The sequence below is a fragment of the Massilia sp. TWR1-2-2 genome (assembly GCF_049897565.1).
Classification (GTDB): domain Bacteria; phylum Pseudomonadota; class Gammaproteobacteria; order Burkholderiales; family Burkholderiaceae_D; genus JAFCUW01.
The window spans coordinates 14,431-27,502 of the sequence record NZ_JAFCWM010000004.1 but is presented as its reverse complement, the minus strand read 5'-3'; the positions used below and the strand labels follow the sequence as shown (position 1 = coordinate 27,502).

Below are 13,072 nucleotides of genomic sequence, written 5' to 3'. Positions count from 1 at the left end.
ATGATAGCAGAAGTCGGCGGCAACGCTGATCAGCAACATTGCCCACGTGGCGGAATTGGTAGACGCGCATGGTTCAGGTCCATGTGCCTTCGGGTGTGGGGGTTCGAGTCCCTCCGTGGGCACCAACTACCGGATTGATTTCCGCAAGCATCACCTACTGCGCCGTGATCGTTGTAAAGATTGCGGCGTTTTAGTTTGTCGTTAAAGTGTTTTGGTTGGTCCAGTAGAAGCAACAGCAGTGCCCACGTGGCGGAATTGGTAGACGCGCATGGTTCAGGTCCATGTGCCTTCGGGTGTGGGGGTTCGAGTCCCTCCGTGGGCACCAAACTACCGGATAAACAGCAGCCTGAAAACGCCGCATCCTTTGCAAAAGGGATGCGGCGTTTTGCTATGGCCGATCGATTGCACGGCAGCCGTTTGAAATCGCGGCGTTTTGCTATGCTTAGGTGTCTTCATTCAAACACAGGAGAATAACGTGCTCACCTTCAGCATTCCCGCCATTAGCTGCGCCCATTGCGCCCGCGCCATCACCGATACTGTCCTCGAACTCGACCCCGCCGCCAAGGTACAGGTCGACATCGCCGCCCGCACCGCCACCGTCGACACCATCGCCGACCCCGCCATCGTGCGCGCCCGCCTGGCCCACGAAGGCTATCCCGTGCTGTAGGCCGCTTCCGCCAGCTTTGTACTACACTGCCAGTATTGCCGCTTCGCGAGGCTGCCGATGGACCACAATTCGCTGCAGGTGAACTACCACGCGATGCTGATGCAGTCGCCGGATCCGAGCGCCCTGTTCGACGTCGACGCCGGCAACGTCGCCGATGCCAATCCGAAAGCCGAGGCCTTGTGGGGCCTTTCACGCGATGAGCTGCTACGCACGCCGCTGGCCGACCTGTATCCGGCCCTGCAGCCGGGCGGGCGTTCATCGGCGTCGCTGTTGCAGGCCGAGGCGGGCCGCGCCATCGAGGGCCGTCATGGCCTGTTCGCCATGACGTTTCGCACCGCCGCCGGCGCCGCCATCGCCTGCGAAGTGCTGATGATTGCGTTGCCGCTCGCCGGCCGCCGCCTGCTGCACGTGCGCGTGCTCGACATCTCGCGCCAGCTGCGCGCCGCCCAGCTGCGCGAAGGCCAGGCCCGCGTGCTCGAACTGGTCGCGCGCGGCGCGCCGCTGACCCAGATTCTCGATCACCTGGTGCTGCTCGTCGAGAGCCAGTCCGACGGCGTGCTCTGCTCGGTGCTGCTGCTCGACGCCGATGGCCACACCGTGCATCCGGCCTCCGGCCCGAACCTGCCGGCAGTCTACATGGCCGCGCTCGACGGCCTGTCGATCGGGCCCGGCGCGGGCTCCTGTGGCGCGGCGATGTTCAGCAACGAGAACGTCATCGTGCCCGACATCCTCGCCGACGAGCGCTGGGCGCCCTATCGCGCGCTGGCTGTGTCGCATGGCCTGCGCGCTTGCTGGTCGACTCCGATCGCGCCGGACCTGCAGCATGTGCTCGGCTCGTTCGCCATGTACTACCGCGAAGTGCGCACTCCCACTAACGACGAACTCCACCTGATCGACGTCGCCAGCCACCTGGCCGGCATCGCCATCGAACGCACGCGCCGCGAAAGCGAACTGGCCCAGCATCGCGAGCACCTCGAGGACCTGGTCGCCGCGCGCACCGCCGAACTGACCCACGCCGTCGAGACGCTGTCGCTGGCGCAGGATGAACTGGTGCGGCGCGACAAGCTGGCCGCGCTCGGCGCGCTGGTGGCCGGCGTCGCCCACGAACTCAATACGCCGATCGGCAACAGCCTGGTGGTCGCCAGTGCGCTGGCCGAACGCACCCGTGCGCTCGAGACCAGCATGGCCGACGGCCTGCGCCGCTCCGATCTGACGCGCTACCTGGCCACCGCCGGCGAGGCCGGCGAGCTGCTGGTGCGCAATCTCAAGCGCGCCGCCACGCTGGTCGCCGGCTTCAAGCAGATCGCGGTCGACCATGCCAGCTCGGAGCGCCGCCAGTTCGACGTCACCGGACTGCTGTCAGACCTCGCCGCGCCGCTGCGCGTAGCCGCCAAGCTTGCCCGCGTCAGGATCGACCTGGCGCTTGAACCTGGCCTGCAGATGGATAGCTACCCCGGACCGCTGTCGCAGGTGGTCACCGAGCTGTTCGAAAACTGCGTCGCCCATGCTTTCCCCGACGGCAACGGCGGCACTGTGCGCATCGCCGCCGAGATGCGCGCCGACAACCTCGTCGCGGTGACCGTGGCCGACAGCGGCGGCGGCATGACGCCGGACGTGCTGGCCCACGCCTTCGACCCCTTCTTTACCACCCGCCGCGGCGCCGGCCGCTCCGGGCTGGGGCTGCACGTGGCGCACAACATCGTCAGCGGCGTTCTCGGCGGAAGCATCGCACTGCGCAGCGACCCGGGCGCCGGCGCCAGCGTCACGTTGCTGCTGCCGCTGGCCGCGCCAACGCGGCCCGAACCCGCGCACGCTTGACTTGCAGCGTCAACAAGTTATGCTCAGCCAATGCGAAAAGGAAAAACAATAGGAATCGGTTTGCTGATAGCCGGAGTCTGTTCCGCGCTGGCGGCGGCGCCCGCACCCTGGTTCATGTGGCGCAGCAAGATCGACGGCAAGCAATTCTGCGCCCAGACCTCGCTCGGCCACGGCTGGGAAAAGGCCAGCGGGCCCTATCAAGATAGTCATTGCGAAAAGTTATCAGCTGCTAAATAATAGATCGACAAAAGTGGGGAGATTTAGGAAGGTAGTCCGTTGCATCCATCCAATCCGAGGAGAAGTTAATGTTTACGAATCCCGAACAATTTGCATCCGCCACCAAGACCCTGTTTGAACTGCAGATGATGACCTTCAACGCCCTGACCAGCAAGGCGGTGCAAGGCGTCGAGCAGGTCGTCGCTCTCAATCTGGCGACCGCGAAAAATTCGGTCGAAGGCTCGATGGCGGCCGGCAAGGAGATCAGCCAGGCCAAGGATCCGAAGCAAGCCATGGCCGCCGCCGCATCGATGGCCAAGCCCGGCATGGAAGGCGTGGTGGAGTACCGCGACCAGATGAAGGTCATCATCGACGAAATCCGCACCGAGTTCACGCAGGCGGCCGACGCCCACGTCGCCGAAGCAAAAAGCGCGCTCACCGCGCTGATCTACGACGTCACGCAAAACGTCAAGCCGGGCCAGCCGAATGCCGTGGAGATCATCAAGACCGCCATCGACAACGCCTTCCACGGTTACGAGCAGGTGACGAAGGCGACGCGCCAGGCCGTGCAGACGGTGGAGGAGCAGATTGCCAAGGCGACGGCGAAGGTAGGTGATGGCGTAGCGACCGCTGGCAAGGCAGCGAAGAAGAACGACGACTGAAGCATCGAGTGTGAAGAAGAAGTCTGACACATAGTGTCAGACCCGAACGCGGCGACAAAGTTCGCCGCGTCCGGTGTACGACGTCAATTAGCCAGGCGCTGCCTGCGCTCCCAGCATTTCCTCCAACTGTTCGAACACCGCCTGGTCCTTCACCACGCTGCGCAGCCACACGTGCAAAGGCTGCTCGCCCCAGTTGGCGGCCTTGTCGGCCAGGTAGGCGACGGGGCTGTGCGGCTCGGTGCGGCGAAAAAATTCTGCCACCGCGCGCAGCTGCGCCAGTGCTTGCGCGCGCGACTGCAGCGGCCCGCTGGCGCCGACGGCGACGGCTTGCGCCGGCGCCGCTGCCGCTGCAACCGGCGCACCCGGCAATTCCGCGGTCCCTGCCTGCGCGCCGGCGCCGGCCTCGCGCGCGAATGGCGAAATGAAATGGATCACGTTGTGCAGCGCCTCGCGCGCCGCCGTGAAGCCCGGTCCATCGGCGCCGAGCTTCTCGTCGGTCACCCGTTCCAGCTCCGCCAACGCCGCGACGCAGTGCGCGGTGTCGTCGAGCAGCGCCTGATAAAACGCGCGCGACGTGCGGCGCCGCGCCGCGTCGACATCGGGCCCGTCTTCGTCGGCGCCGCGCGTGCGGGCGCTCTCGAAGTCGATCAGCGAAAACGCGGTGCCGGCGCCTTCGGTGAGCGCGACTTCACGCGCCAGTTGCGGCGCGCGCGCGGCAATCCAGCACAGGTTGCCGACACGCTGCTCGAAGCTGCCTTCATCGGGCTGCGGATAGAGCGTGTCCCAATAGCGCTCGCACAGCGCCGCGGCCACCAGCAGGCCGTCGCCAAGGCCCCGAAAGCCGACCGTCTTGGCGCTTGCCTCGGCCAGCCAGACCGCCAGCCGCAGATCCTTGCTGCGCGTCTTGAGCAGCCTGGCGCAGCCGCTGCCGACGAACTTCCAGTCCGCCTCCTTCAGCGCGGTCACCCACGCGCCCTGCTCGATCGACGGATCGTCGGCCTGGCGCGCCTTGGCGATCGCATCGAGCTCGCTGGAAAACGCCAGGTCCTCGCCGCACGGATTGGCGGCGCTGACCGGTTCGAGCAGTTCGTCGATGTTCAGCATGGCTCGACCGCGTACTTGAATTTGCCGGCCTTGGTGGCGCTGACCTTGATGCGGGCGATTGCGCCGCCTTCGGCCATGCGGGCCAGCACCGAATCGGCGATCTCCGGCAGCAGCGTGCCGTTCAGGATCGTGTCGACGTTGCGCGCGCCCGAATCGACCTCGGTGCAGCGCGCCAGCACCGCGTTCACCAGCGCGTCGTCGTAGTCGAACTGCGCCTGGTGGTTCTGGTCGATGCGGCGGCGGATGCGCTCGAGCTTGAGGCGAATGATGCGGCCCAACACCTCGTCGCCGATCGGATAGAACGGCACCACCGTCAGCCTGCCGAGGAAGGCCGGCTTGAAGTGCTTCATCAGTTGCGGGCGAATGATCTCGGCCAGTTGGGTCGGATCGGGCATCTCGGCCGCCGACTTGTTCAGGCAGGCCTGCATCATCTGCGACGACGCCGCGTTCGACGTCAGGATGATGATGGTGTTGCGAAAGTCGATCTGGCGCCCTTCCGCGTCATCGAGCACGCCCTTGTCGAACACCTGGAAGAACAGTTCGAGCACGTCGGGATGGGCCTTCTCGACTTCGTCGAGCAGCACCACGCTGTACGGGTTGCGGCGCACCGCCTCGGTCAGCACGCCGCCTTCGCCGTAGCCGACGTAGCCCGGCGGCGAACCCTTCAGGCCCGATACGCTGTGCGCTTCCTGGTATTCGCTCATGTTGATGGTGATCAGTTTGCGCTCGCCGCCGTACAGCAGGTCGGCCAGCGCCAGCGCGGTCTCGGTCTTGCCGACGCCCGACGTGCCGACAAACAAGAATACGCCTTTCGGCTTGTTCGGGTCGTCCAGGTTGGCGCGCGCGGTGCGCACGCGCTGCGCCACGACGGCGCCGGCATGCGACTGGCCGAGGATGCGCTCTTCCAGCAGGCCCTGCAAGTTCATCACCGTCCTGATCTCGTCCTTGACCATGCGCCCGAGCGGAATACCGGTCCAGCCGGCGACAATTTCGGCCACCACGTGGCCGTCCACCTGCACCGGCACCAGCGGCGCTTCGCCCTGCACCGTGCGCAGTTGGTCGATCAGGCCGCGCAGGCGGGCGCCGGCGCCGTCGCCGCCGCCTTGTTCCATGCTGCTGCGCAGCGCCTGGATCTCGCTGTTGATCACCTGCTCCTGCTCCCAGCGCTTCTGCACGTCGCGCTGCGCTTCGACGGCTGCGCGGCGCTCGGCGCGCAGCGCGGCCAGCTTGGCGGCGTGGTCAGCGCCAGCGCTCTCTTCGCGCGTGAGGGCTGCCACCTGGGCATCGATCCGTTCGAGCAGGCGCCCACCCGCTTCCACCAGCGCCGGCGTCGCGCTCTGGCCAAGCGCCACCTTGGCGCAGGCGGTATCGAGCACGCTGATCGCCTTGTCCGGCAGCTGGCGGCCGCTGATATAGCGGTGCGACAGCCGCACCGCCTCTTCGATCGCGTCGTCGTACACGCGCACGCCGAAATGCTTTTCCATCAGCGGCGCCATCGCGCGCAGCATTGCGCAGGCGGTAGCTTCGTCCGGCTCCTCGACCTTGACGACCTGGAAGCGCCGCGCCAGTGCGGCGTCCTTTTCGAAATACTTCTTGTACTCGCCCCAGGTAGTGGCGGCGATGGTGCGCAGTTCGCCGCGCGCCAGCGCAGGTTTGAGCAGGTTGGCCGCATCGTTCTGGCCGGCCGCGCCGCCGGCGCCGATCATCGTGTGCGCCTCGTCGATGAACAGGATGATCGCGTGCGCGCTCTTCTTGACTTCGTCGATGACGTTCTTCAGGCGGCTCTCGAACTCGCCCTTGACGCTGGCGCCGGCCTGCAGCAGGCCCATGTCGAGCGTATGGATCTCGACACCGCACAGCACCTCAGGCACGTCGCCGCTGGCGATGCGCAGCGCCAGGCCTTCCACCACCGCCGTCTTGCCGACGCCCGCTTCGCCCGTCAGGATCGGGTTGTTCTGGCGGCGCCGCATCAGGATGTCGATCGCCTGGCGGATCTCGGGGTCGCGCCCGATCACCGGATCGAGCTTGCCGTCACGGGCACGCTGCGTCAGGCAGGTGGTGAACTGGTCGAGCGCCGGCGTCTGGTGGGCGCTACCCTGCTCCAGCTCGGACACCGGGTCGCCGCCGCCAGATTCGCTCGGCGCGCTAGAAACGGCTTCGTCGGAGCCGCGCGTGAGCTTGTCGAAATCGTGCTTCAGGCGGTCGATCGGAACTTGTGCGAAGAGCTTCGAGCCGCGCTGCGCCAGTTGCGCCAGGTCGGGCGCGGTCAACAGGGCCAGCAGCAGGTGGCCGCTGCGGATCTGGTGCGGTCCGCCGCCGCCCAGCGAGGCGATCAGCCAGGCGTGTTCGAACAGCGTCGGCAAGTGGCGCGAAAATACCGGCGTGCGCGTGCTGCCTTTGGCAAAGCGGCTGATCTCGTTGCGCAGATCGGTCTCCAGCCCGGTCGCGCTGATGCCGCATTGCCGGGCGATGCAGGCGAAGTCGCAGTCGGGCTGCTCCAGCAACGCCAGGAACAGGTGTTCAATGTCCACCTCGTAATGACCCTGGCTGACGCAGATGGCGGCGGCGCGGCTGGCGGCGGCGCGGCTGCAGCCATTGAGTTTTCCGATCAGCGTTTTGAGATTGATGTCCATCGCGATTAATCCTTGTCTGTTGTCTTGGGCGCTGCGCTGCAGGACACGACTGTGCGGTTGTTGACGCCTTCCGCCTTGCACAGCGTGGCCTCGTACGCGAGCTTGAGGGTGACGGTCGATTTGATGCCTTTGTATTTGCAGACCAGGTGGATCGCTTCGCCGCGGGCGCGCGCTTCCTGCTGATCGGTGGCCAGGTCCCACTGAAGGCTGGCGAAATCGGGCAGCAGCTCCACCTTGTTGTCGGGCGTGCCGTCGAACACGCCGGCGCTGTCGAGGAGGGCAGACTGGCTGCCCTGGCGCTGCTGCGGCGGGCAAGCGGCCAGCGGCGCCGACAGGGCCGCGCATGCGGGGGCCAGCAGCGCCAAGGCGAGCGCCAGGCGCGATGAAACGTAAGCCATGACGGCCTCCTGGTGGCAGTTCAGGCGCGCACGGTGCGCGCCGCCTTGCTGATCGAGTAGTGCAGCGACGACGGTTGCAGCACTGCGTTGAAGTTGACCGGCTCGGCCGACTTATCGACTTGCAGCGTCGCGTTGATGACGAAGTTGAGGCGGTTCACGCTGCCCTGCTCCATCTCGAGCGTTGCGCTCACTTCCTTCAGGCGCGGCTCGTGCTGCTCGATTGCCGACTTCAGGCTGGCGCAGATGGCGGCGCGGTCGTCGGTACTGGACAGGCAGAAGCCGGCGAAGTCGATCAGGCCGTAGCTGATGATCGACTTGCGGCTTTCCGGATAGCCGTCCAGCAGATCCGGCGCGATGCCGAGCCGCGTGTTGAGCAGCGCTTCGAGGTCGCGCGCGACGCTGTCCTTGAGCTGCTCCATCGACAGCCGCGTGACGGTCGCCGGCGCGCCGCCGGGGGCGGCCTGCGCGCGATCGCCGAACAGGCGATCGAGCAGGCCGGGGGCGAAGCCTTTGGCCGACACCGCCGTCACACCACCTTGTTGGTGGCCAGGTCCCAGCCGCCGGAGGTGTTGCCGCCCGAGCCGCCGCCGACCTTCTGCTGGGTGTACTTCCATTTCACCTTGGAGAACTTCAGGCCCATGCTCTCGGTGAGGATGTCGCCTTCCGCCACCGCCGGGCTGACGTCGCCGATCAGCACATTTTCCAGCTCGATCTCGAAGTACTTGATGCGCTCGCCCTTGCCGTCGGCGCGCATGAACTCGAACTTCGCCTTCGGGATCGTCTTGCCCGACGAGCAGGTCTGCAGCAGGATCGGCGTCGACAGGTCGGCCAGCTTGGAGATGCTGATCTCGCTGTGCTCGCAGCGCTCGGCGGTGTGGCCGCCACCGGTCGACGCGGTCGCCGACTTCGGCTGCGACACCGACCAGGTCACCGACTTGCACTCGATCCAGTCCTTGTGCTTGTCGTCGGTCGATTCGCCTTTAATGCCATCGATTTGCAGGTACACGTCAATTGCCATTTTTCGCTCCTAGTGGATGGGTGGACTGTTTCTAGTTTTTGGTCGACTGCGGCAGTTCGGCGACCAGGCGCAGCGACACCGACAGCTCGTCGAGCTGGAAGTGCGGACGCAGAAACGACACCGCGCGATAGACGCCGGGCCGGCCCGGCACTTCCATCACCTGCACGCTTGCTTCACGCAGCGGGAACTGCGCCTTTTGCTCCTGGCTCGCGTTATCGTCGAGCAGCACGTACTGCGTCAGCCAGCGGTTGAGGAACTCCTCGACGCTGGAAGCGGCCGAGAAGCTGCCGATTTTGTCGCGCATCATGGCCTTCATGTAGTGCGCGATGCGCGACACCGCAAAGATGTACTGCAGCTGCGACGACAGCACCGCATTGGCATTGGCCGCCTCGTTGGCATACTTCTTGGCCTTTTGCGCCGACTGCGCGCCGAAGAACGCCGCGTACGACGTGTTCTTGCAGTGCACCAGCGAGATGAAGCCCAGGTCCGACAGTTCCTTCTCGCGGCGGTCGGTGATGGCCAGCTCGGTCGGGCATTTCAGCGCCACTTCACCTTCGTCGGTCTTGAAGGTGTGGGTCGGCAGGTCTTCCACCAGGCCGCCGCCTTCGACGCCGCGGATCGCCGCGCACCAGCCGAAGTCCTCGAAGGCGCGCGTCAGCTTGCTGGCGAACGCGTAGGCGGCGTTACACCACAGGTATTTCTGGTGGTCGGTGCCGTCGACGTCCTCGACGAAGTTGAAGCCGTCCACCGTCATGCCGTCGGCCGGGTTGAACGGCAGGCGGCCGAGAAAGCGCGGCAGCGTGATGCCGACATAGCGCGCGTCTTCGGATTCGCGGAACGCCTTCCACTTGGCATATTCGGCCGTGTCGAACACCTTTGCCAGGTCGCGCGGCTTGCCAAGGTCGCCGTAGGTCTCGATGCCGAACAGCTCCGGCGAGGCGGCCGTGATGAACGGCGCGTGGCTGGCCGCGGCCACATGCGACATCTGCTCGAGAAAATAGATGTCTTCGGGCTGGCGGGTGATCTCGAAGTCGCCGATCAGGGTGCCGTACGGGGCGCCGCCGAAGGTGCCGAATTCTTCTTCGTAGACCTTCTTGAAGATCACGCTCTGGTCGAATTCGAGCGCCGACTGGAAGTTCTTGACCAGTTCCTTCTTGGTCGCATTCATCATGCGGATCTGCTGGTTGGTGCCGGAGGTGTTCTTGACCAGGTACTGCAGGCCGGTCCAGCTGCGTTCGAGCTTCTGGAATTCTGGCGCGTGCATCACCGCCGACAGCTGCATCGAGATCATGCGGTCCAGTTCGGCCACGCGGGCGTCGAGCGTGGCCGACAGGTTGTCCGACATGACGACCGTGCCGTCCATGACCTGGCTGACCAGTTCGGAGATGATGTCGCGCGCGCGCTCATGTTCGCTGGTCGACTTGGCGACGCGGCTTTGTTCGACGATCTGGTCGAGCAGGCTCGTTTCCACTTCCATCGGCGCGTTGATTTTTTCGAGCATGGCGGCCATGTTATTTCCCTCCCACTTTGGCGGCCTTGTGCAGGCTGCTCAGTTTTTCGGTATTGGTCAGCACTGCGGACAGGATGTCTTCTAGCTTGTCGTTCCCCGCCAGCTTGTTGCGCAGGTCGGCCAGCTTGGTGCGCGCTTCAAGCAGGCCATTGAGCGGCGCGACCTGGCGCACCACCGATTCGGGCCGGAAGTCGTCCATCTCCTTGAACTGCAGCTGGACGCCGAATTCGCCGCCCTCTTCGCTCAAGTGGTTCTTGACGCGAAACGTCGCCACCGGCGCCACGCCGCCGAGCACCTCGTCGAAATTGCCGCTGTCGACATTGACGAAATTGCGGTCCTTGAGGGACTTCTTGGCCACCGCCGGATCGCAGCCGAAGTCGCCGATCACTCCGACCACGAAGGGCAGTTCCTTGTTTTCCAGGGCGTCGCCGATTTCGACGTCGTACGTCATCTGCACGCGCGGCGCGCGTATTTTTTGCAGGCGTTTCTGCACGCTTTCCTTCTTGGCCATGTGGACTCCAGGGGTTACGAAGAGGAGGCCGGCGAGTGCCGGCCCAGACAATTAATTGAGGCCGCAGAATGGGCCGCTGCACTTGATGGCTGGAACCGCAGCCGGCGCCGCCGCCCTGATGCCGGCAGGGCGCGGCTTGTCATCGCTGCGTCTGGCCGACACAATCGGGCCGCCCAGTTTGGTGTGCAACAGCGTCGCCAGGTCCTGCGCCTCGCTGCGCACCGAGCCGGTGAAGCCGTTCTTCTGCGTCAGGTCATTGAGCGCCTTGCTCGAGACGCGCAGGCCGCTCGCGGCGACCAGGCTGTAAGCGAGCATGTCGTCGGGGTCGCGCTCGATCGCCTGCAGGCCGGCGACGATCGCTTCGCCGTATTGTTTGTCGTCGAAGCGCAGCTGGGACATGCGCAGCCACGGCGACTTGTCGGTGGGGTGCGCTACCGTCGCCGCCTTCAGGATTGTGTAGGCCTGGTCGGTGCGGCCGGCCTTGACGGCGGCGTCGGCGTCGGCCATCGCCGTCGCCATTGGCGCCGGCTTCGATGCCGGCGCCGGCGCGGTGCTGGCGCAACCGGCCAACACGGCGATACTCAGAATACTAGTCAACACGCGCTTCTTGATCATGTGGTTCTCCGTTGCCGTTGGTCCAGACAACATTATTGGACAAGGAAAATCGCCGGTTCTTGCGCTTGCTCAAAGTTCCCGGCGGTATCTTTTTTGTAGGTAATTCGCTTGAAAAGTTGCGCTAGCTCACAAGAACGCGGTCGGGTTACCGCAAGCTAGGCGTTTCCCTCAACCATCATTTCGCGAGGCGTACATGCACCCACAACCTATGGCGTTTGCATCATGACCCAGCACGTCGAACGGCGCGCCGCACCGACCCTGCTGGCCAACCGCGGCGCCGGCGGCAACGATCCGCAAAGCCTCGTCGACCTGATGTACGAAGGCTTTTATGCCCTGTACCTGCTCAAGAACGGCTGTGGTCCGCAGGACCAGGCCGGCTTCGCCGAACACATGACGCGCTTCCTGGCCGACGTCGATCGCCACGCCAAGACGCTGGCGGTCAACGCCGACGACGTCCATTCGGCCAAGTACGCGTTCTGCGCGGCGGTCGACGAGATCATCCTGCGCTCGCAGTACGGCATCCGCGAAGAATGGCAGACGCGGCCGCTGCAACTGCGCCTGTTCGGCGACCAGCTGGCCGGCGAACACTTCTTCCAGCGGCTCGAGGACCTGCGCGCGCGCGGCAGCGCCCATGTGCAGGCGCTCGAGGTGTTTCACATGTGTCTTCTGTTGGGATTCCAGGGCCGCTACGCGCTCGACGGCGAGGACAAGCTGAACTTCATGTGCGCCACGCTCGGCAACGAGATTGCCCGCATGCGCGGCAAAAGCCGCGGCTTCGCGCCGCATGCCGAGCGGCCCGACCAGATCTCCAACAAGCTGCGCAGCGACCTGTCGCTATGGGTGCTGACGGCGGTGTTCGCGCTGGCCGGCATGGGCGCCTACATCGGCTTTCGCGCCAGCCTGGGTCACGCCACCGGCACCGCGCTGGCCGGCTACAACGACATGGTCAAGCTGCCGCCGCGCGCGGCCAGCGTGACCATCACCCTGCCTTGACTACTGCACCACCTCAGCCGGGGTCCGTGCCGACATTCGGACACGAGCTCATCCGTCGCATCCTTCGCGATGCACCTACAGCAGGGGCCGTGTCCGAATGTCGGCACTGACCCCGGAGGTTGGCACTGACCCCGGAGGTTTTAGGCTACTGCACCACCTTGAACTCGATCCGACGGTTGCGCGCGCGGCCGTCGGCGGTGCGGTTGTCGGCCACCGGCCTGTCCGGGCCCTCGCCCGACACCGCGATCGATTCCGCCTTGATCCCTTTGGCAGTGACGTACGCCTTCACCGCTTCGGCGCGCGCCTGGCTTAGCGACAGGTTGCTGGCACGCGCGCCGGCGTTGTCGGTATGGCCGATCAGTTCAACCTTCTTGTCCTTCAGCTTGAGCAGCGCAACGCTCATCTGGTCGAGGATGGCGCGGCCCGAATCGGTCAGCGTCGCCTTGCCCGACTCGAATTCGATGATGCGGTTGGCCAGCGCGGCGTCGAGCACCGATTGTTCCGACTCCGCCACCCGCAGCCCGTTGTTGATGGTGTAGCTCGGATTGAGACCGGCCGCCAGGTCGGCGGCGATCTGCTGGCGCGTCGCCTCGCTGGCGACGTCGCCGCGCAGGCTGACCGCGCTGCCGTCGACCTTCAGCTGGCCATGGCTGACCAGCTTCAGGTTCGGCCCGACCAGCTTGGCCAGGTACTCGTTCCAGTTCGGCGGCGCCGCCACCGGGCCGATCGTCAGCTGGTCGACCACGCGCTCGGCGCCGAACACCTGGCGCAGGCGCGCCAATAGCGCAGCCCTGCTGGCGTCGTCGGCCAGCATGCCGCTGGCGACAATCGGCGGCAGCGGCGTGGCAGCGGCCGCGGGAACTGCGGGCGTTTGCGCGCATGCGGCACCGGCGGCCAGCCAGGCGGCCGCGGACAGGACTATTTTCT

14 protein-coding genes and 2 tRNA genes are annotated in these 13,072 nt (G+C 65.6%); 7 read left to right on the top strand and 9 right to left on the bottom strand.

All coding sequences use genetic code 11. The annotated features are described in order from the left end of the window. Positions 1-40: 40 nt before the first annotated feature. The 6 genes from ACP7DD_RS05040 (at position 41) to ACP7DD_RS05015 (ending at position 3,363) form a co-directional block, all read left to right on the top strand. Positions 41-125: transfer RNA gene (locus ACP7DD_RS05040), tRNA-Leu, on the top strand. 115 nt (positions 126-240) lie between these two features. Continuing rightward, a tRNA-Leu gene (locus ACP7DD_RS05035) sits at positions 241-325 on the top strand. Positions 326-475: 150 nt separating this feature from the next. Next, positions 476-667 (top strand): heavy-metal-associated domain-containing protein, encoded by a 192-nt coding sequence (locus ACP7DD_RS05030; RefSeq protein WP_426173613.1) that lies wholly within the window; start codon positions 476-478, stop codon positions 665-667. Between the two features lie 57 nt (positions 668-724). Further along, positions 725-2,485 (top strand): ATP-binding protein, encoded by a 1,761-nt coding sequence (locus ACP7DD_RS05025; RefSeq protein ID WP_426173612.1) that lies wholly within the window; start codon positions 725-727, stop codon positions 2,483-2,485. A 30-nt stretch (positions 2,486-2,515) separates the two neighbouring features. Next, positions 2,516-2,722, top strand: coding sequence for a hypothetical protein (locus tag ACP7DD_RS05020; RefSeq protein WP_426173611.1), 207 nt, complete (start codon positions 2,516-2,518; stop codon positions 2,720-2,722). A gap of 68 nt (positions 2,723-2,790) precedes the next feature. Beyond that, positions 2,791-3,363: a phasin family protein gene (locus ACP7DD_RS05015; RefSeq protein ID WP_426173610.1), complete on the top strand. Its 573-nt coding sequence runs from the start codon at positions 2,791-2,793 to the stop codon at positions 3,361-3,363. Between the two features lie 87 nt (positions 3,364-3,450). Here the strand turns inward: ACP7DD_RS05015 and tssA are convergent, their stop codons facing one another. The 8 genes from tssA to ACP7DD_RS04975 are packed head-to-tail and all read right to left on the bottom strand — an operon-like array spanning position 3,451 to position 11,152. Continuing rightward, positions 3,451-4,467: a type VI secretion system protein TssA gene (gene tssA, locus ACP7DD_RS05010; RefSeq protein WP_426173609.1), complete on the bottom strand. Its 1,017-nt coding sequence runs from the start codon at positions 4,465-4,467 to the stop codon at positions 3,451-3,453. Next, positions 4,461-7,100 (bottom strand): type VI secretion system ATPase TssH, encoded by a 2,640-nt coding sequence (gene tssH, locus ACP7DD_RS05005; RefSeq protein ID WP_426173608.1) that lies wholly within the window; start codon positions 7,098-7,100, stop codon positions 4,461-4,463. Before tssH ends, tssA begins: the two co-directional genes overlap by 7 nt. Positions 7,101-7,105: 5 nt before the next feature. Continuing rightward, on the bottom strand, positions 7,106-7,498 hold the full coding sequence (locus tag ACP7DD_RS05000) for an STY0301 family protein (protein WP_426173607.1): 393 nt from the start codon (positions 7,496-7,498) through the stop codon (positions 7,106-7,108). Positions 7,499-7,518: 20 nt separating this feature from the next. Beyond that, positions 7,519-8,028: a type VI secretion system baseplate subunit TssE gene (tssE, locus tag ACP7DD_RS04995; protein ID WP_426173606.1), complete on the bottom strand. Its 510-nt coding sequence runs from the start codon at positions 8,026-8,028 to the stop codon at positions 7,519-7,521. Continuing rightward, positions 8,025-8,516, bottom strand: coding sequence for an Hcp family type VI secretion system effector (locus ACP7DD_RS04990; RefSeq protein ID WP_099791350.1), 492 nt, complete (start codon positions 8,514-8,516; stop codon positions 8,025-8,027). The genes tssE and ACP7DD_RS04990 overlap by 4 nt, the downstream gene beginning before the upstream one ends. Before the next feature lie 31 nt (positions 8,517-8,547). Further along, on the bottom strand, positions 8,548-10,026 hold the full coding sequence (gene tssC, locus ACP7DD_RS04985; protein ID WP_426173605.1) for a type VI secretion system contractile sheath large subunit: 1,479 nt from the start codon (positions 10,024-10,026) through the stop codon (positions 8,548-8,550). Position 10,027: 1 nt separating this feature from the next. Further along, positions 10,028-10,537 (bottom strand): type VI secretion system contractile sheath small subunit, encoded by a 510-nt coding sequence (gene tssB, locus ACP7DD_RS04980; protein ID WP_426173604.1) that lies wholly within the window; start codon positions 10,535-10,537, stop codon positions 10,028-10,030. A gap of 51 nt (positions 10,538-10,588) precedes the next feature. Next, positions 10,589-11,152, bottom strand: coding sequence for a tetratricopeptide repeat protein (locus ACP7DD_RS04975; protein ID WP_426173603.1), 564 nt, complete (start codon positions 11,150-11,152; stop codon positions 10,589-10,591). A 222-nt stretch (positions 11,153-11,374) separates the two neighbouring features. Between ACP7DD_RS04975 and icmH the strand changes: the two genes are divergently transcribed. Beyond that, complete coding sequence (gene icmH / locus ACP7DD_RS04970; protein ID WP_426173602.1) at positions 11,375-12,145, top strand: type IVB secretion system protein IcmH/DotU; 771 nt, start codon at positions 11,375-11,377, stop codon at positions 12,143-12,145. 145 nt (positions 12,146-12,290) lie between these two features. Here icmH and ACP7DD_RS04965 read toward each other — a convergent pair whose 3' ends face one another. After that, a complete protein-coding gene (locus ACP7DD_RS04965) occupies positions 12,291-13,067 on the bottom strand; it encodes an OmpA family protein (RefSeq protein ID WP_426173814.1) in 777 nt (258 codons plus the stop codon). Positions 13,068-13,072 lie beyond the last annotated feature (5 nt).

Bases quoted from the DNA above. Each gene is read 5' to 3' on its own strand.
- tssH (WP_426173608.1), bottom strand. From the start codon at position 7,100: ATGGACATCAATCTCAAAACGCTGATCGGAAAACTCAATGGCTGCAGC.
- ACP7DD_RS05000 (WP_426173607.1), bottom strand. From the start codon at position 7,498: ATGGCTTACGTTTCATCGCGCCTGGCGCTCGCCTTGGCGCTGCTGGCC.
- ACP7DD_RS05025 (WP_426173612.1), top strand. From the start codon at position 725: ATGGACCACAATTCGCTGCAGGTGAACTACCACGCGATGCTGATGCAG.
- ACP7DD_RS04975 (WP_426173603.1), bottom strand. From the start codon at position 11,152: ATGATCAAGAAGCGCGTGTTGACTAGTATTCTGAGTATCGCCGTGTTG.
- icmH (WP_426173602.1), top strand. From the start codon at position 11,375: ATGACCCAGCACGTCGAACGGCGCGCCGCACCGACCCTGCTGGCCAAC.
- tssA (WP_426173609.1), bottom strand. From the start codon at position 4,467: ATGCTGAACATCGACGAACTGCTCGAACCGGTCAGCGCCGCCAATCCG.
- ACP7DD_RS05015 (WP_426173610.1), top strand. From the start codon at position 2,791: ATGTTTACGAATCCCGAACAATTTGCATCCGCCACCAAGACCCTGTTT.
- ACP7DD_RS04990 (WP_099791350.1), bottom strand. From the start codon at position 8,516: ATGGCAATTGACGTGTACCTGCAAATCGATGGCATTAAAGGCGAATCG.
- ACP7DD_RS05020 (WP_426173611.1), top strand. From the start codon at position 2,516: ATGCGAAAAGGAAAAACAATAGGAATCGGTTTGCTGATAGCCGGAGTC.
- tssB (WP_426173604.1), bottom strand. From the start codon at position 10,537: ATGGCCAAGAAGGAAAGCGTGCAGAAACGCCTGCAAAAAATACGCGCG.
- tssC (WP_426173605.1), bottom strand. From the start codon at position 10,026: ATGGCCGCCATGCTCGAAAAAATCAACGCGCCGATGGAAGTGGAAACG.